Annotated in this window: 22 protein-coding genes; 5 read left to right on the top strand and 17 right to left on the bottom strand. The window is 41.9% G+C overall.

Features of this window, described 5'->3' with window-relative positions; all coding sequences use genetic code 11:
* Nucleotides 1-26 precede the first annotated feature (26 nt).
* The 9 genes from CPS94_RS10170 to CPS94_RS10130 form a co-directional block, all read right to left on the bottom strand.
* A complete protein-coding gene (locus tag CPS94_RS10170; protein WP_112194181.1) occupies nucleotides 27-1364 on the bottom strand; it encodes a serine hydrolase in 1338 nt (445 codons plus the stop codon).
* A 150-nt stretch (nucleotides 1365-1514) separates the two neighbouring features.
* Entirely contained in the window at nucleotides 1515-2663 is a 1149-nt protein-coding gene (locus CPS94_RS10165; RefSeq protein WP_112194179.1) for a sensor histidine kinase, read from the bottom strand.
* Nucleotides 2664-2684: 21 nt separating this feature from the next.
* A complete protein-coding gene (locus tag CPS94_RS10160; RefSeq protein ID WP_112194177.1) occupies nucleotides 2685-3374 on the bottom strand; it encodes a response regulator transcription factor in 690 nt (229 codons plus the stop codon).
* Nucleotides 3375-3466: 92 nt separating this feature from the next.
* Nucleotides 3467-4180, bottom strand: coding sequence for a hypothetical protein (locus CPS94_RS10155; RefSeq protein WP_112194175.1), 714 nt, complete (start codon nucleotides 4178-4180; stop codon nucleotides 3467-3469).
* A 134-nt stretch (nucleotides 4181-4314) separates the two neighbouring features.
* Entirely contained in the window at nucleotides 4315-5070 is a 756-nt protein-coding gene (locus CPS94_RS10150) for an NADPH-dependent oxidoreductase (protein WP_112194174.1), read from the bottom strand.
* Nucleotides 5071-5214: 144 nt separating this feature from the next.
* On the bottom strand, nucleotides 5215-6459 hold the full coding sequence (locus tag CPS94_RS10145) for a glutamate-5-semialdehyde dehydrogenase (protein ID WP_112194165.1): 1245 nt from the start codon (nucleotides 6457-6459) through the stop codon (nucleotides 5215-5217).
* Nucleotides 6459-7268 (bottom strand): glutamate 5-kinase, encoded by an 810-nt coding sequence (gene proB, locus CPS94_RS10140; RefSeq protein ID WP_112194163.1) that lies wholly within the window; start codon nucleotides 7266-7268, stop codon nucleotides 6459-6461. The genes CPS94_RS10145 and proB overlap by 1 nt, the downstream gene beginning before the upstream one ends.
* Before the next feature lie 51 nt (nucleotides 7269-7319).
* Nucleotides 7320-8180 (bottom strand): alpha/beta hydrolase, encoded by an 861-nt coding sequence (locus CPS94_RS10135; RefSeq protein ID WP_112194161.1) that lies wholly within the window; start codon nucleotides 8178-8180, stop codon nucleotides 7320-7322.
* Nucleotides 8167-9474 carry a PTS transporter subunit EIIC gene (locus CPS94_RS10130; RefSeq protein WP_112194159.1) on the bottom strand — a complete coding sequence of 436 codons (1308 nt, stop codon included), beginning with the start codon at nucleotides 9472-9474 and terminating at the stop codon, nucleotides 8167-8169. Before CPS94_RS10130 ends, CPS94_RS10135 begins: the two co-directional genes overlap by 14 nt.
* A 156-nt stretch (nucleotides 9475-9630) precedes the next feature.
* Between CPS94_RS10130 and CPS94_RS10125 the strand changes: the two genes are divergently transcribed.
* Nucleotides 9631-10944 carry an NCS2 family permease gene (locus tag CPS94_RS10125; protein ID WP_112194157.1) on the top strand — a complete coding sequence of 438 codons (1314 nt, stop codon included), beginning with the start codon at nucleotides 9631-9633 and terminating at the stop codon, nucleotides 10942-10944.
* Nucleotides 10945-11086: 142 nt separating this feature from the next.
* On the opposite strand, the gene CPS94_RS10120 is transcribed toward CPS94_RS10125, so the two are convergent.
* The 5 genes from CPS94_RS10120 to CPS94_RS10100 form a co-directional block, all read right to left on the bottom strand.
* Entirely contained in the window at nucleotides 11087-12040 is a 954-nt protein-coding gene (locus tag CPS94_RS10120) for an ABC transporter ATP-binding protein (RefSeq protein WP_112194155.1), read from the bottom strand.
* 17 nt (nucleotides 12041-12057) lie between these two features.
* Nucleotides 12058-13146 carry an ABC transporter ATP-binding protein gene (locus tag CPS94_RS10115; protein WP_004050815.1) on the bottom strand — a complete coding sequence of 363 codons (1089 nt, stop codon included), beginning with the start codon at nucleotides 13144-13146 and terminating at the stop codon, nucleotides 12058-12060.
* A gap of 8 nt (nucleotides 13147-13154) precedes the next feature.
* Nucleotides 13155-14180, bottom strand: a complete 1026-nt coding sequence (locus tag CPS94_RS10110) for an ABC transporter permease (RefSeq protein ID WP_004050816.1) — start codon at nucleotides 14178-14180, stop codon at nucleotides 13155-13157.
* A gap of 5 nt (nucleotides 14181-14185) precedes the next feature.
* The gene (gene opp3b / locus CPS94_RS10105; protein ID WP_112194153.1) at nucleotides 14186-15115 is read right to left on the bottom strand and encodes an oligopeptide ABC transporter permease; all 930 of its coding nucleotides are present in this window, start codon (nucleotides 15113-15115) and stop codon (nucleotides 14186-14188) included.
* Nucleotides 15116-15231: 116 nt separating this feature from the next.
* On the bottom strand, nucleotides 15232-16869 hold the full coding sequence (locus CPS94_RS10100) for a peptide ABC transporter substrate-binding protein (protein ID WP_004050822.1): 1638 nt from the start codon (nucleotides 16867-16869) through the stop codon (nucleotides 15232-15234).
* A gap of 396 nt (nucleotides 16870-17265) precedes the next feature.
* On the opposite strand from CPS94_RS10100, the gene hflX reads away from it, so the two are divergent.
* Both hflX and CPS94_RS10090 read left to right on the top strand, forming a co-directional pair.
* Nucleotides 17266-18525, top strand: a complete 1260-nt coding sequence (gene hflX, locus CPS94_RS10095) for a GTPase HflX (RefSeq protein WP_112194151.1) — start codon at nucleotides 17266-17268, stop codon at nucleotides 18523-18525.
* 211 nt (nucleotides 18526-18736) lie between these two features.
* Nucleotides 18737-20056, top strand: coding sequence for an APC family permease (locus CPS94_RS10090; RefSeq protein WP_112194149.1), 1320 nt, complete (start codon nucleotides 18737-18739; stop codon nucleotides 20054-20056).
* Between the two features lie 180 nt (nucleotides 20057-20236).
* On the opposite strand, the gene CPS94_RS10085 is transcribed toward CPS94_RS10090, so the two are convergent.
* The 3 genes from CPS94_RS10085 to CPS94_RS10075 all read right to left on the bottom strand — a co-directional run bounded on the left by CPS94_RS10085 (nucleotide 20237) and on the right by CPS94_RS10075 (nucleotide 22708).
* Nucleotides 20237-21052: a MurR/RpiR family transcriptional regulator gene (locus tag CPS94_RS10085; RefSeq protein ID WP_112194147.1), complete on the bottom strand. Its 816-nt coding sequence runs from the start codon at nucleotides 21050-21052 to the stop codon at nucleotides 20237-20239.
* A gap of 75 nt (nucleotides 21053-21127) precedes the next feature.
* Nucleotides 21128-21820: an N-acetylmannosamine-6-phosphate 2-epimerase gene (locus CPS94_RS10080; RefSeq protein WP_004050830.1), complete on the bottom strand. Its 693-nt coding sequence runs from the start codon at nucleotides 21818-21820 to the stop codon at nucleotides 21128-21130.
* 15 nt (nucleotides 21821-21835) lie between these two features.
* Nucleotides 21836-22708 carry an N-acetylneuraminate lyase gene (locus CPS94_RS10075; protein ID WP_004050832.1) on the bottom strand — a complete coding sequence of 291 codons (873 nt, stop codon included), beginning with the start codon at nucleotides 22706-22708 and terminating at the stop codon, nucleotides 21836-21838.
* 251 nt (nucleotides 22709-22959) lie between these two features.
* Here CPS94_RS10075 and CPS94_RS10070 point away from each other — a divergent pair, with 251 nt between their 5' ends.
* Together CPS94_RS10070 and CPS94_RS10065 are read left to right on the top strand one after the other, a co-directional pair.
* Nucleotides 22960-23823 (top strand): ROK family protein, encoded by an 864-nt coding sequence (locus tag CPS94_RS10070; protein WP_004050834.1) that lies wholly within the window; start codon nucleotides 22960-22962, stop codon nucleotides 23821-23823.
* Between the two features lie 154 nt (nucleotides 23824-23977).
* Nucleotides 23978-24715 (top strand): sugar phosphate isomerase/epimerase family protein, encoded by a 738-nt coding sequence (locus CPS94_RS10065; RefSeq protein ID WP_004050835.1) that lies wholly within the window; start codon nucleotides 23978-23980, stop codon nucleotides 24713-24715.
* The last annotated feature ends 4 nt before the right edge of the window (nucleotides 24716-24719 follow it).

The raw sequence follows: 24719 nt of genomic DNA, 5'->3' as shown, positions 1-24719 counted from the left end.
CCAGTAGTCGTTAAATAGGCATTAGTTTAGAATAAGCTCGTGATCGCACGCCAGCCGATCACAAAGATATTAGCCTTCTTAACTTCAGTAGTTGTTTGAGCATCAGCACTCAAGTAGTCTGTTCCATCCAAGAAGTACATTGGTTGATCTTTAGCTTTGATCTGTAAAGTACCAACCTTTTGACCCTTCTTCAACGGAGCTTGTAAACCATCTTTTTTGTATAATTTCTTGTTACCAACAGCTTTAGCACTCAATTGGTCCTTAGAAACACCACTCTTCAACCAAACATCTGTCTTAGTTGCCAAAGAAACTTTAACATCTAGCTCTTTACCATGATAAACCGGTAAAGCATTGGTCTTTTTAAAAGTTGTCCCTTTAGCCAAAGAAGCATAAGTATAGTTGTTGTAGCAATATGACATTAATTTTTGCGTTTCTTCAAATCGTGAAAGGTCCTCTTGGCTATCATGTTTAGCTCCCAAGACGATCGTGATCAAACGATGACCATCTTTATTGACCGTTGCAGCAAAGCATGCCCCAGCTGAATCAGATGTACCTGTTTTCAAACCGTCAACTGGTAGTTCACTATAAGCCTTAGCCAAACCAGGTAACATCCAGTTCCAGTTTTCCATTTCAGTTTGATCAGTCCCGTTATTAAATTTCATCCGGGTGATCTTAGTTGTCTTTAGCACTTCAGGATAGTCCTTGATCAAACGTTGGCTCAAGAGCGCCATATCTTTAGCGGAGAATTTATTTTCCGCATCATCAGCAGCCCCAGGATACTTACCATCCTTAACTTCACCGTTAGCTAAACCATTAGCTGTATAAAGTTCGACATCTTTTAAGCCCATCTTTTTAGCTTCTTTCCGCGCTAGATCGATAAAGTTCTTTTGAGTTCCCCCCACAGCATCAGCTAAAGCCATCGCAGCCCCATTAGCTGAATAGATCAAAGTCGCTTGGTATAATTCCCGCACGGTATAGCTATGACCTTCCTTTAATGGGACATTGGAAAGCGTAGTATCTTGACTGACTTCTTGAGCAGCCTTACCTGGAGTCACTTTTTGATCCCACTTAAGTTTGCCGTTATCGATCGCTTGCAATACCATGTAGGCGGTCATCAATTTTGACATAGAAGCTACTGGTAAAGCTTGATCAGCGTTTTTGGCATATAAAATTTGGCCTGTATTAGCATCGACCGCGATCGCAGCTTTAGCGTCAAGCTGCAATGAACTGTCAGTATCAGCGGGCAAAGCCGTATCAGCTTTGGCAGTTGCTACTCCAGATCCACTAAAACTGACCACAGAAAATACGATCACAGCTGTGGCTAGAGCTGTGACTACTTTTTGTAAAGATTTTAAAAACGTCATCTTTCTAAGTTCCTCTCACTTAATCTCATCTATAAGAATACCCAAAATATCAAAACTAATCAATAAGAAACATGTCCTTTTTGCTTACAATACTAAACCAGTTTTGAAGCCCCAAACACCTCAAAACTGGTCTAACATATTATCTAGCTACTAGCGCACTAAACTGTCAGCGTGCTTGACCGGAAAATGCATGATAAATTCTGTCAATTCGGCATCTGAAGTTACATAAATATAACCATGGTGTCTTTCAACGATACCTTGGGCGATCGCCAAACCAAGACCTGAGCCCCCAGTTTCACGCGAGCGCGAACTTTCAGCCCGATAGAACCGATCAAAGACCTGTTCTAATGATTTTTGCGGGATCGGTTCACCATCATTAGCGATCGTTACTTTGAGTTCTTTTTCACTCACCAACATAGCTTTAAGATAGATATTCTTACCGCCGGCTCCATATTTCAAAGCATTAGACACTAAATTATTGAAGACCCGGGCTAATTTTTCACCATCAGCTTCGATCACCAACGATTCGGCTGGAACCTCTACATGGATCGCCATTCCTTTTTTATTAGCCTCCAGTTCATAACTAGCTGCGATTTGTTCTAACATCGCACCGATGTCCAACGGTACAATATTTAACGTTACTCCTGCTTGTCTGACCTTAGTATATTCAAACAGGTCATCGACTAAGGATTTCATCTGATTAGCTTTCAAGAAAGCTGTATGGGTATATTGCAATAATTCTTCATCATTATTGTATTGTTTATTTTCGATCAGGCCTAAATAGCCAATGATCGATGTCAGTGGTGTCCTGATGTCGTGACTAACATTTGTCACTAACTCATCTTTTGAACGTTCGATCCGGCGCTCTTCTTCCATGGCGTTGATCGTACTATCAACTAATGAATTGACACTTTCAACGACTCTTTGCATCTGACCACTTAACTTAAATGGTATCCGATGATCAAAATGACCTGAAGCGATATAGTGCAACTCGGAAATAACGTGACGCAACTGCATCTGGCGGTAACGGCGCATCAAACGCCAATAAACGATCCCACAATCGGCAATGATCATCATCAAGGTGAATAAACCACCCCAGCTCCAGATCTGGAGATCAGTCGGGCCTAAAAAGAGCGACATCTTGATCTGAAAGATCCCGTTTTGTAAACCCGGGTTATTTGAAATCTCCTGGTTAACGATCATAAAGATCGACATGTTGAGCAACAATAACAAGATGACCGTTACTACCCCTTCACCAAAGAGCTCACTTTTTTCCCGCGCCGTCAGTGAAAATTTCATCCGCTCACCTCATCAACTTACTTAACGTGATTCGATCTTATAACCTACGCCCCAAACCGTTTGGATAACTTTTTCGCCACCAGTGGCTTCTTCGATCTTATCGCGTAAGTGACTCACATGGACCATAACTGTTTTAGCTGAAACAACGGACTCTTGTTGCCAAACGCGTTCAAAGATCTCATCCGCTGAAAAAACACGGTTAGGATGACTAGCCAAGAGATATAAGATCCCAAATTCTAAGGCCGTCAATGAGATCTCCTTACCGTTGACCGTTTCGACTTCATGGGAATCCTTTTTGATGATCAACGAGCCTACCTCGATCTGATCAGGTTCGTTATTTTTCACTTCATGTTGTGAACGGCGCAATAATGATTTGACGCGTGCCATAACTTCCAAAGGATTAAACGGCTTTGTCACATAATCATCGGCCCCTTGAACTAGACCTTGGATCTTATCAAGATCGTCTGTTTTAGCCGATAACATCAAGATCGGGATCTGGCTGTCTTTTCGAACCGTACGCACAACTGCCATCCCATCTAATTGTGGCATCATCACATCTAAGATCATCAGATCGATATCTGGGTTAGTATTGATCTTTGTGATCGCTTCTTTACCATTGTAGGCTTTTTCGACATCATAGCCCTCATTTTTAACATATATACTCAATAATTCAACGATATCTTTATCGTCATCGACAATTAAAATCTTCATAATGTCTAGTCCCCCTAAAGAAAACTTAATTCTATTTTTATTTTACCAAATACTTTGCTAAATATACCTAAAGAAATTCGTAAAAATTACGACTATTTTACCCAAAATACTTGGTCATGGATAAAGTCAAACGGCCGATGTAAAGCATTCACCGCTGGTGGGCGACCCAACTTAGCAGTTTGCCAAAATTGTGGTGAATTTGTCGCCCCCTTAGCTTCACCAATCACGATAAGATCACCAGGCCACTTTTGCGCACGTAAAAAGTCCAAGATCGCACGATCGCAAGTTGTTTCTGGGGCCCACTCTAAAATAATGTTATCTACCTGCTGATAATATTTTTGGACCGCTACCAAGGCATCGGCTCGTTTGACATCACACCACGGGTGCGGACGCGTGTTATCTTGCGCTTGCCAATCAAAGTCATCGACTGCGATCACATTGGGGAGATTAGCGGCTAAAGCAGCATTGCCACACATTACCACTAAAGTTTTCCCAGGTTTTAATTGCTGTTTAAAACTCGCTAACCATGCCTGTGAAAAAATATGCCAGATCCCAAAATTTTCGATCAGTACTTGGCGTAAATCATTTAAGCAACTGACTAGTTCAAACAACTCGGGATGTTTAGTCATATGTAATTCAAGATAGTGAGCTGAAAAACTCAATTTTGGCACTTCTTGTGGTATCTCATGTCTACTATAGGCTTTGACTACAGCTTGAACTTGAGCGATCTTTTGGTGGACCGTAGGCAAATTACCACACATTCGATCATAATATCGTAACCTAGCTAAATACTTCTGCCATTCCATCGATCAACTTCCTTATCCAATAAGCTAAAAAAAGCCCAAATGACGCGCGGGTCATCGGGTCTTTACTTGGCTCACACTTCTTAAGCCTATTATAACAAAATTATTCTTAAATCAAATCCAAAACACTTATCTTTTTAGTCTAGACACAATCCTTGGTCCTGGATCGCAGCCATTATCTCATCACGCGAACTCTTGTGGGCTGCCAATTTTTTTGAGCCGATCTGAGTAGTAAATTCATCCACTCGCCGGTCAGTGTCACGAAGATCATAGTATTGATGGACTAATTTATCGTAGTCTTTAAACTCAGCCAAGGAAAAATCAGCGGGATATTTGTCATCAAAGACTGTAAATTCTAGGGGCAAACGTGGCTTTAATTGGGGACTTTGAGCCGGATGACCTAGCTGGAGTCCTAATATCGGATAGGTCAATTGGGGCAACTCTAGCACTGTAACTAGTTTTTTAGGTTCGTTATTGATGCTGCCTAAAACGACTCCACCTAAGCCCATACTTTCGGCGGCTAACAGCGCATTTTGTACGGCTAAAACCGTGTCATTGACTGCTTGAAAAAAGAGATCAGCCGTCTGTAAACGAGCAATATCTTGGCCCAAGTGCTGTCTGATCTTAGCATTACGATTTAGATCAGCTAAAAAGATCAACAACTCACCATTTCCTCCAACATAATCTTGTTTGGCGATCTCACTTATCGCCTTGCGCTTTGCTTCATCGGTGATCCGTAAAATACTGAACTGTTGTAGAAATTGGCTAGTCGATGTATGTCTTGCCGCTTCATAGATCGCGGTCAGTTGTTCTTTAGCGATCGGTTTTTTTGCAAAAGCTCGAATACTTCGATGGTTCAATTGCGTTGCTAGCGTTTCATTAGTAATTTTCATCCACTCCACCTGCTTACTTTTGGTAATTAAAACGTACTATAACACTTTTGCAAGCGAAATACAAACACACACCTGAAACTAGCAAATAAGCCAGCCCCTACCACAATGCAAAATATAGGCTGGCTTTATTTTGGCGCTAAACCTCTATCTTATTTGTCCTTGTCCACTGATCACGTACTTGGTTGTTGTTAAAGCTTCTAAGCCCATCGGTCCACGCGCATGTAATTTTTGCGTCGAGATGCCGATCTCAGCTCCAAAGCCAAAGACAAACCCATCGGTAAAACGCGTTGATGCATTGATATAAACACTTGAAGCATCAACTTCATTTACAAATCGTTGCCCATTTGCATAGCTATCAGTCACGATCGCTTCTGAATGCTTTGTATTGTGCGCGTTGATATGCACGATCGCTTCTGTCAAAGTATCAACGACTTTTACCGCTAAAATATAGTCATTATACTCTGTATCCCAGTCGCGTTCACTTGCTGGAATGGCTGCATCCCCCAAGATCTCACAAGTGCGCGCATCCCCACGTAACTCGACATTGTACTTAGCCAAAGTATCTGCGAGCTTAGGTAAGAACTCTTCTGCCACATCGGCATGGACAACTAAAGTCTCAGCCGCATTGCATACAGATGGCCGTTGACACTTAGCGTTGACTACGATTTTTTCAGCCATCGCTAGGTCTGCTTGACTATCTACATAAACATGACAATTGCCCGCTCCCGTTTCGATCACTGGCACAGTTGCTTTTTGAACGACGGTTTGGATCAAACGCGCCGAGCCACGTGGGATCAAGACATCTAAATAGCCATTTAGTTGCATAAACTTTTCAGCAGTTTTATGCGAGGTTTCTGTGATGATCTGGATCGCTTCTTTAGCGATATCATTTTCAATTAGGACCTGTTGTAATACTTCAGTTAATTTGATGTTTGTCGCTAAAGCTTCCTTACCTCCACGCAAGATCACCGCATTCCCAGCTTTAAAGCACAAGCCAGCTGCATCGACCGTCACATTTGGTCGCGCCTCATAGATCATTCCCACAACACCTAAAGGAACTCTCCGTTGCACGATCTGAAGTCCATTTTGATTGATCCAACCCTTATCGATATTTCCGATCGGATCGGGCAAAGCTGCGACTTGCTTTAAGCCCTCAGCAATATCTTTGATCCGCGCTTCATCTAAAGTCAAACGATCGACAAAGCTAGCCTTCATCTCAGTTGCTTTGGCTAGATCGACCTGGTTAGCTGTAATGATCGTTGCTGCATTATCCACTAAAGCTTGCGCCATTGCTTTTAAGATCATATTTTTTTGTTCGGTGCTCATCTGTGCTAATTTAAAGGCCGCATTTCTTGCGGCAATGCCCATTTTTTCCAAATCAAGTGCCATTATTTTTCCTCCTTTACAAATAGCGTCCCTAAAGGCTCGCCTTTGATAAGCTCAAAAATGATCGCTGGATCTTGTCCGTTAGCTAAGATCATCATCTTGTCATTTTCAAGCATTCTTTTGGCTGCTTTCAACTTGGTCATCATTCCACCAGTTCCAAATTTAGAACCTTTGCCACCAGCCGCTTCTAAAGTTGTCTCATCGATCTTTGTGATCCGCTCAAAGAGTTTAGCATCGGCATATTTGTGCGGATTCTTATCGAAGAAACCATCAATATCAGATAACATCACCAAAAGATCAGCATCCACGATCGAAGACACGATCGCTGACAGTTGGTCGTTATCACCAAACTTAGTATGATGATCCATCTCATCGACAGCAACCGTATCATTTTCATTAACGATCGGGATCACACCCCACTCCAATAAGCTATTGAACGTATTCAAAGCATTTTGGCGACTCAAAGGGTATTCTAAAACGTCATGCGTTAACAAGATCTGTCCGATCCGTTGACCGTAAAGTGAGAAGCGTTGTTGATACACTGACATCAAACCACTTTGTCCGATCGCTGCTAACGCCTGTTGAGCTGGGATCGATTCGGGTCGTTCGTGTAAGCCCACTTGTCCCATACCGACACCGATCGCCCCAGAAGAGACTAAGACGACTTGTTTACCATCATTGACAAGACCGGTCAAGACGTAACACAATTGGTCAATAGCATGGAAATTGACTTTACCGTTGGGGTGGATCAAAGTGCTCGTCCCCACTTTAACTACGATCCTTTTTGCATCAAGCTGGCGTTTTTTGGCCATGTTTTTTCCTCCAAAATAAAAATTCCTAATTTAATTATACTATATTTTGTGCTAACTGTTTTCTTTTAACTTCCTAGTCTTTTGAGTTTGATCTTGTTCCAAAACATAACGATTGATCAACTCGACGATCTGATCATTTTGGGGTAAGTCAGAATGCTGGGCATCTTTACCAGTCACTGTGATCTGAGTAAAATGCTTCACGACCCCTTGATAGATGTATTTACCCGCTTCAACACTTCGCTCGGGAACTAACCCATCAGAGTCATAAGTCTCCGTTCCCGCGACTACATAGACTAAAAGATCGCTCGGGAGCTTCTTACGATTCTTGATAAAATCCGCTAACATTTGCGTTTTTCGTTGTAGCGAAGTTTCCGAGAAGTTATATGGCGTTCCGACTGTCATCAAGACCTTGGCTTGAATATCATAATTAGGCAGGTAATTTTCTAAAAAGGCTGTATAGATCAAGCCACCATTTGAATGCCCAAACGCTTTGAAGTTATTGAACTCATATTGCTCACTCAACTGCTCAAAAGCTTTATCAAACATTTTGGCCTGCTTTAAGATATTGCTGTAACCATCTTTATTATTCTCAAAACCGACTACGATAAATGGCTCATTATCTTTGGCATTGATCTTGCCTGAATACTTAATCGTGCCATCGTTATAGACTTTGACTTTCAACAAACTGTGCTTTTTTTGGCTTCGACTATTGATCTTTTTGATCAGGGCGTCAAACCGATTTTCGGTAGCCGAACTTCCTGGGATCATGATCACAGGTGAAAGACGCGAATTATGCCACCGTGCCAGATCTTTAACATTTTGCCGCGTCCAAATAAATGAGGGGATCGCTAGCCCCAAAAGGATCAAAAATATCAGTAAGGTCATCCCCATACCACGCTTATTGATCTGCATCTACTTCACCTGCTCTCTTACGTTCATTATCCAAAGCCCCTGCGATCTTCTCTGCAAATCTGACAAAAGGTAGATATAGTAATATATCACAAAGTAACAATCCAAAAGTAAAGATCAAGACGCCCCAAGAACCATTCGTCCCGATAAAAGCGTATAAAACACCTGGTGTTGTCATCAAAACCGGATAGACTGCTGGTGGAACTAAACCACTCAATAACGCTAAAGCTCCAATTACCATATTAAATAGTGGAATAACTAAAAATGGTAACAGATAAAACGGATTGAACAGTAGTGGTAGCCCGATCATAAACGCTGCATTAGTATTGAACATGCTCGGTAAAACGGTCCAACTAGCTAGTTTACGCGTATTTTGACGTTTAGCCACCAGAAATATCGCTAAGATCAATCCCAAAGTTGCCCCCGTTCCACCTAAAGCACCATAACTAAAATATAGCGTATTAGCATTGAACTTCTCAGGTACTTTCGCTAGCTCATTATGACTCAAAGCATAACTCAAATTTTTGAGCGCACTTTGGTCACTATCAAAGGTATTGTTAGTGTACGGGCCACTAAGTCCTAACCAAGACAGCAATAGAGTTATACTAGCAAAAAACATTACCGCCCAAAAACCACTTTGCTTAGTCGCTTGACTCTGAAGCCAACTACCAGCGCCTTCAAAGATCTGATATTTGAACAAAAGGCCTAATAAAATATTGCAAACCACCGCAAATAATAGGGCCACAGTCAATGGTAATAGACTTTTAAATGAGCGGGCTAACAGTTCTTGCCCATGTTCTGCCTTTTTATTTGCTTGTTTACTCAAATATTTAAACACCAGTCCCACACCATAACCGACTGCTAACCCCAAAATCAACCCGGAAAAACCCAACAAATCGAGGCGAAAGTTGAACTGACTGCTATTTCCCAACGATCGCTGATAACAGATAGCTAAAAAGACTAAAAATCCAGTCAGGCTGGCTAATTGTTCGTCACGCTTAAAAAAGCGAGCAGTATACTTCGCTGAAGTTCCCGCAGCCAACAAAGCGATCACACCAGCAGTCAGCATATAAACACTGCCAAACAACTGATTAGCTGCTCGATAATGCGGTAACCATTTATCGATCAAGATCAGATTTCCTAGATAGCCATCGGGATGCAGTAAAGAAAATTCGATCACTTGTGCAAAGCTTCCCAATAGAATAAATGGAAATAACACTGCAAACGTGCGCTGAATTATTCTAAAAAAAGACCATTTGCGAATTCTTAGACCTAAGGCAATAATTCTTTGTTCCATCGCTTTTCCCCCAAAAGTTCATGCTTTGTTCTAGTATAGCTTAATTTACGATGCTTTAACATATGTAGCAGACAAATGAAATCTTGCTTTTTTTAGTAATTACGGTATATTAGATAACGTTGCTTTAAATCAATTTGTATTGTGAGGTATTTTTCAGTGAAAACTGCATTAGATAATTATTTTGATCTGACTGGTCTTAAAACTAACGTAAAACGTGAGATCCTTGCTGGTTTTACGACCTTCATCTCAATGGCATATATTTTATTCGTCAATCCTGAGATCTTAGGCGCTTCTGGTATGGACAAAGGGGCGGTCTTTACCGCAACGGCTCTAGCTAGTGCGATCGGTTGTTTATTGATGGGGCTTTTAGCCAAGTATCCGATCGCTACCGCCCCAAGCCTTGGGATCAATGCCTTCTTTGCTTATTCAGTTTGTATCGGGATGAATATTCCCTGGCAAACCACTTTAGCAGGAGTTTTTGTGGCTTCGGTGATCTTTTTACTCATCACTGTTTTTAAATTACGTGAATTGATCATTGATGCCATTCCAGCTGATCTAAAAGCAGCGATCTCAGCTGGGATCGGCTTGTTTATCGCCTTTATCGGCCTCCAGGGCGGTGGGCTGATCGTTGCTAACAAATCTACGCTCGTTGGCTTAGGCAGCTTTTCTGGCTCAACTTGGGTCACTATCTTTGGCTTGATCGTCGTTTCGATCCTAATGGTTATGCGAGTTCCCGGGGCTATCTTTATCGGGATGGTCCTTTCTGCGATCTTTGGTATCGCAACGGGCAATATTCAAATGCCCCATGCTTTGGTAGCACCTGCACCAAGCATGGATCAAACTTTCTTAGTTGCGCTATCACATCTAAAAGATATCAATACCCTGCAAATGTGGGTCGTAGTGCTCACTTTCTTATTGGTCACCTTCTTTGATACGGCTGGAACTTTGATCGCCTTAGCGCAACAAGCTGGCTTCTTACAAAATAACAAGATGCCTAGGGTCGGGAAAGCTTTGATGTCAGATTCGACCGCCATGCTCTTTGGTTCACTTTTTGGAACTTCTCCAGTGGGGGCTTATGTTGAATCTTCTGCTGGGATAGCAGTTGGGGGGCGTTCTGGTCTGACCGCTGTTACGACTGGGATCTGCTTTATCTTAGGGCTATTCTTCTCACCGCTTTTGACAGTGGCAACTTCACAAGTTACCGCTCCAGCTTTGATCATCGTTGGTGTTTTGATGGCTCAAAGCATGGCGCAAGTAACTTGGACTAAACTTGAGATCGCGATCCCAGCCTTCTTGATCGTCGCTGGGATGCCACTTACTTACAGCATTTCAGACGGCTTAGCCTTGGGGTTCATCGCTTACCCGATCACGATGATCGCAGCGCGTAAGGGTAAAGAAGTCCCAGCTTTGATGTATGTTTTATTCTTTGTCTTTGTGATCTTCTTTTGGGTCTTAAACATCGAAAAATAACCAAATAGACACCCATTTTCGGGTATCTATTTTATATCACGCGGCATTCTTGTCTGGGTGTTTACCAATATGCAACACCAATAAATAAAGCGGATCTTCTCATGATGCAAAACCATCATGGAAAGATCCGCTTTATTTACTTTTATTTTTCGTAACTGGCAGCTTTAGCTTGATACATTGCGATCTCATCTTCAGAACAACGAACATAATGTCCTGGCGTGATCTCATGTAACTTGCGCGGCTTGCCTTTCTTATCATCTTCGATCGAAGCATCGTATTCTTTTTGCTTACGATTGCGTTCAAATTCTGGATCTGGCTCAGGTACAGCTGAGATCAAACTAGCTGTGTAATCATGCAAAGGTTTGTTATACACATCATCTGCCGGGCCCACTTCCAGCAAACGACCATAATGCATAACACCGATCCGATCTGAAATGTACTTCACCATGGAAAGGTCATGCGCGATAAAAAGATAAGTCAGACCTTTTTCTTCTTGCAATTCCTTCAATAAGTTGACGACCTGCGCTTGGATCGAAACGTCCAACGCTGAGATCGGTTCATCGGCGATGATAAACCGCGGTTCGACCGCTAAAGCACGTGCGATCCCGATCCGTTGCCGTTGCCCACCTGAGAATTCGTGGGGATAACGGCTAGCGTGATCTTTGTTCAAGCCAACTGTTTCTAAGAGTTCTTCAACTTTAGCCCGGCGTTCTTCTTTATTTTTAGCTAGACCATGGATATCAAGCCCTTCAGCGATGATATCTTCAACTGTCATCCGGGGATTCAAAGAAGCATATGGATCTTGAAAGATCATTTGCATTTCACGGCAAAATTCAAGGTGATCTTTACGCGAGGTCAACTTGCTGACATCTTTACCGTCAAAGAGGATCTGACCGTCTGTTGGTTCATACAAATGGATCACGCTTCGACCAGTCGTGGTCTTACCTGAACCCGATTCACCAACTAAGCCAAACGTTTCCCCTTCAAAAATGTGGAAACTAACATCATCAACGGCTTTGACCATGCTAGGTTTACCCACGCCGAAGTATTGTTTTAAGTGCTTGACTTCAAGCAATTTTTTGCGTTTTTCTGGCATGTTAAATTCCTCCTGGTCTATTCAACATCTGCATGCTTCATCGCTTCTGCACGCCGATTTTTTGCAACTTCTTCTTGTTCTTGGATCTCACGCCAGATCTTTGCTCGGCGTATGATCTCTGCTGGTGGCTCGATCTGTGGTGCATCTGGATGCAAAAGCCAAGTCGCAGCATAATGCGTATTTGACACCTTAAAGAATGGTGGTTGCTTTTGAGCGTCGATCTGCATCGCATACGGATTACGGGCTGCAAATGGATCACCCTTTGGCGGATCTAAGAGATCTGGTGGTGTCCCTGGGATCGCTTCAAGTTTAGTACTTGAAAGGGTTGGCATCGAGTTTAGCAAGCCCCAAGTATATGGGTGCTTTGGATTGTAGAAGATCTCATCGACAGTCCCATATTCAACGATCTGTCCCGCATACATTACGGCGACCCGATCAGCCATCCCAGCAACAACACCTAAGTCGTGCGTGATAAAGATGATCGAAGTCTCGATCTTTTCTTGCAATTCTTTCATCAAGTTCAAGATCTGAGCTTGGATCGTTACGTCCAAAGCAGTCGTTGGTTCGTCAGCGATCAAGATCTCAGGATAACATACCAAAGCGATCGCGATCACGATCCGTTGCCGTTGCCCACCTGAGAATTGGTGCGGATAGTTATTGAAGCGTTTTTCAGCATTGGTGATCCCAACTAATTTCAAGATCTCTAGTGCTTGTGCCATTGCTTTTTTCTTATCCATGTTCTTATGGACCATCAAAGGTTCTGCAATTTGCCGTCCGATCTTCATGGTCGGATCAAGGGAAGTCATCGGATCTTGGAAGATCATTGCGATATCTTTTCCACGGATCTTTTGCATCTCTTTGTCAGATTTCTTCAAAAGATCTTGTCCTTGGAACATGATCGAACCACCAACTACTTCGGCATTACTTGCTAACAAGCCCATAATACTCTTAGTTGTGACCGATTTACCTGAACCGGATTCACCTACGATGGCTAACGTTTCACCTTTATTCAAATGAAAACTCACATCGCGAATGGCTTTAACATCACCCGCATAGGTATGGAAATTGATTTTAAGGTTTTTAACATCTAAAATTCGTTCAGCCATACTACAACCTACCTTCTAGTTTTTGGATCAAATGCATCGCGCAGACCGTCACCTAACAAGTTAAATGAGATCATCAACACACACAAGACGATCGCTGGATACCACATCTGATATGGTAAGAATTGGAAATTCTTTTGTCCTTCATTCAATAATACCCCAAGAGAAGTTTCTGGGGCTGAGATCCCGATCCCGATAAAGCTTAAGAAAGCTTCAAAGAAGATCGCAGCTGGGATCGTGTACATCGTTTGGATGATGATGATACTTGATAAGTTTGGTACCAAGTGTTTCCAGGCGATCTTAGTCGGAGATTGCCCCAACGTCCGCGCTGCTAACACATACTCTTGGCTCTTTAACTGGAGCGTCTCAGCTCGGATCATCCGTGCCATCGTCGTCCAACTAGAGATCGCGATCGCTAAAATGATCGATCCGATACCTGGTTTAAAGACCAACAACATCAAAACAACGATCACTAAACTTGGGATAGAAGAGATAACTTCGATGATCCGTTGCATCACGTTATCGGTCCTGCCCCCCTTCCAACCGGATACGATCCCATATGTGACCCCGATCGTTAAGTCAAAGAACGTCGCAACTAAAGCAACGATCAAGGAGATCTTTGTTCCATAAACAACACGTTGTGCTAAAGAACGGCCTAAATAATCAGTTCCCATGACAAAGTATTTATCTTTTGCCACACCAGCTTGAGCATATTTATCGACCCAAACATCGCCAACTTTAGCCTTACCGTTAAAGCCATTAATGTTCACCCCAGGGATCTTAGACGGTAAATTAGCATATTGTGGTTGCGATTTTACTAACGTATCGCGGTTGATAAATGGGGTCGACCCAAAGGAAACGACAATCATGATCAAGACGATAAAAAGCGAGATAACGGCGCCTTTATTCTTCTTTAAACGGCGCCAAGCATCTTGGGTGAATGTCAAGGAAGGCGCAGCGATCTTTTCAGCATCAAGCTCTTCTTTTACTTCTAAAGCTTGAAAATCTTTTGGTTGTAATTTCATCTTTTCTTCCATAAAGCTTAGCCCTCATTTCCAGCAAGTCTGATCCGCGGATCGATGATGCCGTAGATGATATCTGTCAATAAGATAACAGCCACTAGTCCCGCAGAATATAGCATTGTAACACCCATGATAGTTGGATAATCGTTAGTCAAGATCGATTTAACGAACTGCTCTCCGATACCAGGGATCGAGAAGATATTTTCGATGACCATCGAACCTGTCATCAACGCAACTGTATATGGTCCGATCAAAGTTACTAATGGGATCAAACTGTTACGTAAAGCGTGATGGTAAACGATCTGGAACTTGCTTAGTCCTTTAGCCTTGGCAAGCTCGATATAGTCGGAATTTAGCACATCGACCATCCCAGTTCGCATAAACCTAGATGTTTCAGCCAACGGTCCCACACCTAAGGCGATCGTTGGTAAAACTGTATAGGCAAAGCCACCCCAATCAGCGATTGGGAACCAACCGAGTTTCAAAGCGATGTAATATTGGAGTAAAACAGCCAACACGAAGTTCGGGACTGATTTACCAATGATCGATAGGATCGTAACGCCAGTATCGACCCAAGTGTTACGGTTGATCGCAGCGATCGAACCAAAGATAACACCAAAGAAGACCCCAAAGATCATTGCTTGGATCCCTAATTGAGCTGAGGCCCCGATCCGACTTGAGATCAAGTACGACACTGGTTGGTTACTGAATTGAAATGAGGTACCTAGATCCCCATGTAACATTCCACCAATGTAGAGCAGATATTGCATCCAGATCGGTTTATCTAGACCGTATTGTTGGTTCATGATCGCGATCTGTTCGGGTGACATTTTTTCTTGGTTTGAATATGGCGTCCCGGGCATGAGTTTCATCAAAAAGAAAGTGATGGTCGCTACTAAAAAGAGCGTCAACGCCATATAGAAAACCCTTTTTAACAGGTATTTCTTCATATTTTATATCCTCTCGTTTCTGAGATGTCTTTTTGCTAAACAACGCAGGATAAATATCCTGCGTTGTTCGATATTTTAAATTATTTTAAGTCTGAAACTTTTCAACGTCAACTAAATTAGTTGCCTGAAATGTAAGTTTCTTTAAAGTTATAGTTTACACCGGCACCGTTGTAGATGATATTCTTAACAGATGGTTTGACCATCCATGGTTGTGAACGTTGATAGATCGGCGCAACCCCTTGATCTTCCATCAAGATCTTTTCTGCTTTGACCATGTCATCCCAACGCTTAGCAGGATCATTTACGTCAGCATTCTTAGAAGCATCGATCAAGCGATCATATTCTTCATTTTTCCACTTACCATCATTTTGGGCGTTATCAGATGTCATCAACTCAAGGAAGGAGATCGGATCAGCGAAATCAGCACTCCAAGCTGTCATTACAACATCAAAGTCACCGGAATCAGAGCGTGCTAAACGTGTCTTGAATGGTACGTTTGAAACTGTGATCTTGACTTTATCAGTCCCAAATGTTTCTGTCATGGCACTTTGCAAGAATTCAGTCGTCTTCTTACCAGCATCGGTATCATCACTTAAGATCTGGAATTCAAGTTTATCACGGCCTAATTCTTTTAAGCCTTCATCAAAGAGCTTCTTAGCTTCTTTTTCGTTGTAATCAACGGCACTCTTGACTTCAGAAACGGTAGCAAAATCTTTACCGTCACGTTCAGCAAGACCACTAGCCACAAAGCCCTTAGCCGGCACAGACGCACCTGCTAAAACTTGCTTGACATATTGTTCACGGTCAACTGACTTAGCGAGGGCTTGACGGATCTTTTTGTTTTGGAATTCAGCTTTTGTTTGGTTGAATTGTAGGTAGAAGACTGCTGGTTCTTTTCTTTCTAAGTAACCAGTTTTACCCTTGAGCTGCTTAGCTTGTTCAGCCCCTAAAGCTGTAGCATCGATCTTACCTGATTGGTAGAGGTTATATGCTGTTTGGTCTTGTTTATTAACTGTGTAGTTGATCGCATCAAGCTTAACTTTCTTCTTATCCCAGTACTTGTCATTCTTAGCCAATGTCCACTTGAGGTTAGAACCTGTCCAGCCTTCAAGTTTAAATGGTCCATTGTAGACCATTGCCTTTGAATTTGTTCCGTACTTATCACCATATTTTTCGACCACTTTTTGGTTTTGTGGGAAGAAAGCTGGGAAGCCCATCAATAACTTGAAGTAAGGAACTGTTTTTTCAAGTTTAACGACTAACTTATGATCGCCTTCAGCCTTGACCCCTAATTCAGTAACTGGTTTTTCGCCATCCGTGATCGCTTTGGCATTTTCGATCCCGTCAAATAAGAAAGCGTATTGGGAAGCCGTCTTAGGATCAACTGTTCTTTGCCAAGAATACACAAAGTCTTTTGCAGTAACGTTGTCGCCGTTTGACCACTTAGCATCTTTACGTAGCTCAAATGTATATGTCATCCCATCATCTGAGACCGTTGTTTTTTTAGCGACCCCTGGTTCGACTTTCGAATTTTTCCCTAAACGATACAAACCTTCCATCGCATTGTTCAACTGATCAAAACTAACATGATCTGTCGCTTTGGAGAGATCCATCGTTGGTAACTCTGATTTTTCGCTCCAGTTAAGTACTTGCTTGCCGCTAGCACTATCATTTGAGCTCTTGCCACAAGCGGCAAGGAAAACAGCTGACAACGCCACAACGGCGCCCGCTTTGGCTAATTTAGCTAATTTCATAGATTCACAACTCCTTAATAATTGCTTAATGCCTCTAAATTACATCCTACTTTAATAACTTTTGACTTAAATAATATATGATATTAATATTAAAATCAAGCATTTATTCTAATTCAAAACGTATAAATATATATATATATAAAATTATATTTTATTCAAAAAAGTTGATATATCAACGAGTTTCCCCTTTATTTTGGCTAATTTTTGTCTAAATTTTTTTTTGTAATTCGGAAATATTTTCGTTTAGCCCTAAATTGGCAGCAGAATAATTCGGAATGTGCAATTAACTAAAACTGAATTCAAAAAAGTATTTTCTCATTTAGATCTTGAACCAACTAATTTACTAGGACAGTGGTATAATTTTAGTAATATCACTTGATAAAGGGGGAACTTTATATGACACCAGTTATCATTGCGGGTATCGAAAATGAACAAGAAAATTTTGATTATGCGATGGCAGAACTCGCTTCTCTAGCCGAGGCTGCCAATATGGAAGTCACCCGCCAGTTCAAACAAAAACTTGAACGCCCGATCGCAGCTACCTATCTAGGCAAAGGTAAAGCCGAAGAGATCAAAACAGCCGGTGCGGTGACCGACAGTCAGATCTTGATCTTAAACGACGAATTGACTCCCACGCAGATCCGAAACTTAGAAAATATCACTGAAATGCGCATTTTAGATCGTACAGCCTTGATCTTAGAGATCTTTGCAGCGCGAGCCAAGACTAAAGAGGCCAAGCTCCAAGTTCAAGTGGCTAAACTACAATACCAATTACCCCGTTTGCATACTGGACTTGCCGATAAGCTCGACCAGCAGACCGCTGGAAATGCTGGTGGTGGCTATACCAACCGTGGGGCGGGGGAAACTAAGCGCGAATTGAATCGCCGAGTGATCGAAAAAAAGATCAGTGCTTTAAATAAAGAACTCAAAACGATCGACAAAGAACATCAGACCCGCCGCAAACAACGGCAACGCTCGGAGATCAAGACGGCCGCATTAGTCGGTTACACCAATGCTGGTAAATCGACTACCTTAAACGGACTTCTCCGGCTATTTGGTGAAACAAAAAACAAAGAAGTCTTTGAAAAAAATATGCTCTTTGCTACTTTAGACACATCGGTCCGTCGGCTCCATTTTGCTGACAACAAAGAGATCTTGTTAAGTGATACGGTCGGTTTTGTCTCCAAGCTGCCACATCAGTTGATCAAAGCCTTTCGCACAACTTTAGCCGAAGCTGCCAACGCTGATCTCTTAGTCCAAGTCGTTGATCTTTCCGATGAGCACTATCAAGCGATGATCGAAACGACCGAAAAAACTTTGACCGAGATCGGTGTAACTGACATCCCGATGCTTTATGTTTTCAACAAAGCCGATAAACTTGCTGTCAGCTACCCTAGCTTAGCCGGCAAAGAATTGACCTTCAGTGCTCAAGATGATGAATCGTTAAAAGTGCTAGCTGAACTATTGAAGCAAGAGCTCTTCAAAGACTATCAGATCCATGAATATCTCATCCCATATGCCAAAGGAAACATCGTTGAAGAACTCAATCAAAAGGCAACCGTGCTTGAAACTGAGTATCTCGCTGATGGTACTAAGATCAAAGCTGAAGTCGCTCCGGCTTTGGCGGGTCGTTTAACTAAATATCAACTCAACTAAAAAATAGACGCATTTCTTCTTTATATAAAAGCAAGAATGCGCCTATTTTTCATAAATATGATCGAATATAGCAAATTTTATCTGCATCAGACTTCCTTATAATTTGTCACTGATTTTGCTTAAAAATCATATGAAATTCTAAAATAAACTTTCTTTAAAATCTAAAATATGCTAACTTTTATCTTAGATATTATAAAAAGGTTGGTAATTTATGGAAAAAAATGAGCAAGTTCACTTAGATCGTTCGATCGATCTATTTTCCGCGTTAGCTTTAGTGATCGGGACCGTTATCGGCTCTGGGATCTTCTTTAAACAAGCTTCTGTTTTAAGTTACTCACATTCAACGACCCTGGCTTTACTTGCTTGGTTCTTTGGAGGCGTTTTGACTTTGACCAGTGGGTTGACGATCGCCGAGATCGGCTCGCAAATGCCACAAACTGGTGGCTTATATATTTACATGCACAATCTCTACGGTAAAGTCTGGGGCTTTTTATCCGGCTGGATGCAGATCACCGTTTATGGACCGGCTGTTATTGCTGCGTTAGGTTCTTACTTAGCGATCTTATTACAAGCCTTCTTTGGCTTTCCCGCTAGCTACACACCGTTTATCGGGGTCTTATCGGTTATTTTGATCTCTGGTTTTAACTTCTTATCTAACCGTTATGGTTCTGCTTTACAGATCGTCACGACACTTTGTAAGTTAGTTCCGATCGCTGCGATCATCATCTTTGGTTTGCTCTTTGGTGATCAAAATGCAGTGGGTCAAGTTTTAGCTGAACGATCAGCTAGTGTGGCGGGCAATTTTGGGGTCGCGATTTTAGCAACATTATTTGCTTATGACGGTTGGATCTTGATCGCTAATATGGGTGGTGAGATCAAAAATCCACAAAAGATCCTACCGTTAGCGATCGTTTTAGGCTTATCAGCAGTATTGGTCATCTATGTTTTAGTTTCCTACAGTATTTTTAAAACGATGCCGGCTGATATGATCGCTCACTATGGTGAAAATGCTACTCCACACTTTGCGGAAATGGCATTTGGCAAGATCGGTGGTAAGATCTTAAACATTGGAATCATCATTTCGATCGTTGGCTGTATGAATGGTAAAGTCATGACCATCCCTCGGATCATGTATGCGATGGCTAAAAACAATGAGTTACCATTTTCAAAGCAATTAGCCTATCTCAACAAAAAGATGCACACCCCAATGGTCTCGATCTCTGTGGTCGCAATTATCGCTTCAGCAATGATCTTGACTGTGGATGCTGATCGTTTGACCGAGATCTGTATATTTACGATCTATTGTTTCTACGTGATGACCTTCTTTGGTATCTTCAAATTGCGTAAAACAACGCCAAGCTCAAAGCGCCCATTTTCAACGCCACTTTATCCTTTAACACCGATCGTAGCGATCTTAGGTGCTGCTTTTGTCTTAGTCAGCGAATTATTTTCTGACTTAAGTGGCGTCGTGATCTCCTTAGTGATCGTTTTATGTGGTCTACCGATCTATTATTATAAGAATAGAGTGTAAGGCAAAGCGAGTAATGACGTATGAATAACGGAAAACCAAACATAATGCGGGGTTGGCATTGGGTTTGGTTTTTTGTTATTCACTAGGCATTGCTTTGTTGCACACGTTTTGATAGAGTGTAGTTTACCCAAATAGCCTAAGAGCTCCGTTTGTGTAGTTGCCAACGGGACTCTTAGGCTATTAGTGTTTGTCAAATTTATTATTGGTGATCAATTCGATCGTTTGATCCATTTTAGTACGGTGATCTTTTTCATCTAAGAGAAGTGTCGTGATGATATCCACAATATAAGTCATCGCAAATTGTGAATTAATGAAGCGCGCGTTATCCACAAAATTACTATTCTTGACTAAAAGCGCAAGATCACTTAATTGGTATAACGGACTATCCTCGATCCCGGTGATCGCGATCAAGGTCGCCCCTTTCTTTTGTCCAGCTTTAGCAGCTCTATTGACCTCGGCCGTGTTCCCAGTTGCGGAAAGCGCCAAGATCACGTCATCTTTTTCCACGATCCCACTACTGATATACATACTATGGCTTTCAGTCATACCAAAAGCCGCGATCCCCATTCGGATCAAGCGTTGGGTCAATTCTTTAGCCGTATACCCTGAACTACCTAACCCAAAAATATAGATCCGACGACATGTGCTGATCTTATTTACGATCTCTAACAAGACCTTTTCATCGATCCGTTGGCGAGTCTGGGTCAAAACTTCTTCATAAAAACGTTGGACTTGCATCGCCAACTTTGATTCACTTTCTTTAGATTCAAGTTGTTCATCACTGACAAGGCGTAATTTAAAATCATAAAAATTAGCACAATCAAGTCGTTTGACTAAACGCGTGATCGTAGCATTGCTCGTTCCCGCTAACTTAGCTAATTCATTGATGCTCAAACGTTGGATCTTTTTGGGCTCCTGGATAGCCTGTAAAGCAACTTTGCGCTCCTGACGTGGTAAGCTAGGATAGATTTTTTCCAACTCATTTAAAATATTCATACTCCTGATCCTTCATAAAAAATAAATAGTTCACTGACTATAGCATATCACATCAGCAAACTACTTATTAACTATTTATTCATTGATCGCTTGAACAAATCGACTAGCGATCTCTAAGGGGCGGGTGATCGCTCCACCGACTACGACTGCATGACAGCCTAATTCTAAACATCGCTTAGCTTTCGCAGGAGTATCGACTTTTCCTTCTGCGATCACTGGTGCATCAGATAACGCCAAGACCTCCTTGAGATAAGCAAAATCGTTATCCGCTAAATTTTTACCCGCTGTTTCAGGCGTATAACCATGCATCGTAGTTCCGACAATATCAAAGCCTAATTCATTGGCCAACTTCACATCTTCTAAAGTCGCGGTGTCAGCCATCAACAATGTCTCAGGAAATTCGTTGCGCATTTGGTCTACAATGTCTGCAATTTGTTCGCCATTTGGGCGCTTTCGACGTGTTAAGTCACAGGCCACGGCTTGAGCGCCAGTAGCTGCAACCGCACGCATTTCCTTTAAAGTTGGGGTAATATAGACGGAGGAATCGGGATAATCGACTTTGCTCAAGCCAATTATCGGTAATTCAACTTCATCTTGGATTGCCTGAATATCGACGACAGAATTAGCTCTGATCCCAGCAGCACCTGCCAGCTGAGCCGCTAAAGCCATTCGTGACATGATAAACGAACTATGCAAAGGTTCGTTTGGCAATGCTTGACAAGATACGATCAACTTACCCTTGACTTGTTCTAAAAAGTTCTCTCCCATGATCCTCACCTCGATTTACTTGAAATATTTTTCGTAGATCCGTTTTGCACCGGCTTTGACTTCAGGCGTAGCTTTAGCCATTGGTTCACGGGTATAACCAGCGTGAACACCCAATTCTTCAAAGACCAATTTCAATGTTGCATAGATCCCGTTGTTCAAAAGATCTGTGATCAGGTCGTTACTTTCATGTTGTAATTGGCGGGCTTTAGCAATATCACCTGCTTCAAAAGCTGCGATCTCAGCTTTTGCCTTTTTAGCATTGATATTAAAGGTCGAACCGATCGCACCATCAACATCCAATGCTAAAGCTGGCAATAACATTTCATCAAAGCCTGACAAGATCAATTTATCTGGGAAACGTTCACGTAAACGTTCTAACAAATAAAAGTCAGCATTCGTATACTTGACACCAATGATCTTTTCATTTTCAAAAAGTTTAGCAAAATTATCCAACGAAAGTGCGACCCCTGTTAGTGCCGGGATCGAATAAACGACTAATTTGGTATCTACATCTTTGACGATCTCATCATAGTAATGCTTGATCTCATCAAAATTGAAGTTATAGTAAAATGGTGTAACAGCTGAGATCGTCTTATAACCTAGCTCTGTCACAAATTTAGCTAGTTCTTTAGCTTCGTGTAAGTTAGGTGAGCCGACTTGGGCGATCAGATCGATATCTGAGCCCTTAGCTTCATCCATTGCGATCTCAAACACGCGCTTCTTTTCAGCTGTTCCGAGCATGAAGTTCTCACCCGTGCTCCCACCTACATATAACCCATCAAGTTGATTGACGTCAATATTGTAGCGCACCATTTCGCGTGTGCCTTGCTCATCAATGTTTCCGTTTTCATCAAAAGCCGTCATTAGGGCCGCATATAATTTTTTCATAGGAAAGTTCCTCCAATTGTTTATTATGTAATAGAAATCCAGATAATTCAACCGACGCCTACAGCATAAACTATGATAAAAATTATTTCAAGTTTAAAAAACGGTAATTATTTTCATTTATTACAAATAACCTTACCTAGATAAGCGTTTACACGGAAATAAAATTTTTTTCTAGTTTTTGATTTGAGAAAATTATTTTCTAATGCTATCATGAAAACGCAAACATAATCTTACGAAAGAAGTGACGTCTTATGCCAAATAAACCACTGCTTGCATTTGATGTTGGTGGCACAACGATCAAATATGCACTGCTCACACCTGAACTTACGCTAGAACAAACCGGTAGTGTGCCGACTAATAAAAATAAAGATGGTCAGATCTTAAAGACCTTACTTGAACTCAGTCAAAAGTTCAACCATGAATATGAACTTGCGGGGATCGGCATCAGTACCGCTGGGATCGTGGCCTCAGATGGTAGTATCCAATATGCCGGCCCAACGATCCTCGATTATCAAGGGACCCCGATCAAAGCACGACTCGAAGAAACAACGGGGCTGTCAGTTTTTGTCGTCAATGATGTGGATGCCGCCCTTTTAGGTGAAGCAGTCCTCGGAGCAGCTAAAAATGCCAAAAGCGCTTATTGTGTAGCTCTAGGAACTGGGATCGGCGGGGCATATTTAGCCAATGGCCAGCTTACTTCTGGAGCACACGGGACAGCCAATTCGCTTGGCTACACGCTCTTTTGCCCTAAAACCCAGACTAATTTTGAACAACGCGCGTCGACTCTTAGTCTAGAGGCTAAACTTGCGCCATTTAATATCAGTGTCAAGGAAGGTTTTGAACTCGCCAAAGCAGGCCAAGAACCTTATCTATCGTTACTTAAAGCTTGGGCTAAAGAGGTCGCTCAAGGCTTGAGCAATATTTTACTGCTCTTTGATCCTGAGGTCCTAGTGATCGGGGGCGCTGTTTGTCAGCAAAAAGACTATTTATTACAACTCCTAAATGAACAATTAGCTTTGCTCCTCCCACCAGGGCTTTGTCAGACCAAATTAAAAGTCGCTACTTTAGCGGATAAAGCACAACTTTACGGTGCTGTCTATCCATTTATAAAATAAAACGTTTACATTAGTTTCTAGTTATGCTATGATCTGTGTGTAATAGAAATCCGACAATTCAAAATAAATAATTCAACCGTACTGATAAAGGCTTACTTCAAGTCCTTTTTAGTGCGGTTTTTGTCTTTTTTACCAACTTAGCGAGGTGGATAAAATGCAAGTCTCACTTAACACAGCTGTCTTTTTACCCCAGTTAGAACGCTCTAAAAGTCAGTTAGCCTGCCTTTTAGCCGTTGATGCTTGGCCAATCGACAATATCGAAGTGCGGGGCGAATTCTTTGCTCCGGCGACCAAAGTACGGGAATTAGAACAAATTGCAAAACTCTGTCAAAAAAACGATTGGGAGCTCTACTATTCAGTTCCTGAAGAATTATTCTTAGGTGATCATTTCGCACCCAAGTTAAAACAACAGCTAGCTCTAGCTGAAAAGGTCGGGATCAAAAATCTTAAATACAGCTTTGGTCACATCGATCTATTGTTCAGTGACGCTAAGCTAAAGCAACTCCACGATCTCTTGGCTAACAGCCCCGTCAACGTGACGATCGAAAATCAGCCCAATGCTAACGGTAAGCTCAGTGCGATCACCCAAGATCTAGCGTTTGATCGTACCGAAAAACTACCTCTAGGCTATACCTTTGATTCAGGCAACTGGTATTGGATCGATGAGGATCCTACAAAAGCTTTCTTGGCTCTACGCGACCAGATCAGTGTCTTTCACCTAAAAGATATCCATGCCAAACAGACCGTTCTCTTAGGTAAAGGCGATACAGATTGGCAACCGATGCTAAAAGCGCTTAAAACAGATGTCCCCGTTTTCTTGGAATATGGGACTGCTGACCTAGACGAACTGGCTGGTCAAGTCGAATTGGTAAATCGCTTATTGGAAAACTGAGGTG

The sequence above is a fragment of the Ligilactobacillus murinus genome (assembly GCF_003288115.1).
Lineage (GTDB): Bacteria > Bacillota > Bacilli > Lactobacillales > Lactobacillaceae > Ligilactobacillus > Ligilactobacillus murinus.
This window is presented reverse-complemented; position numbering and strand designations above follow the sequence as displayed.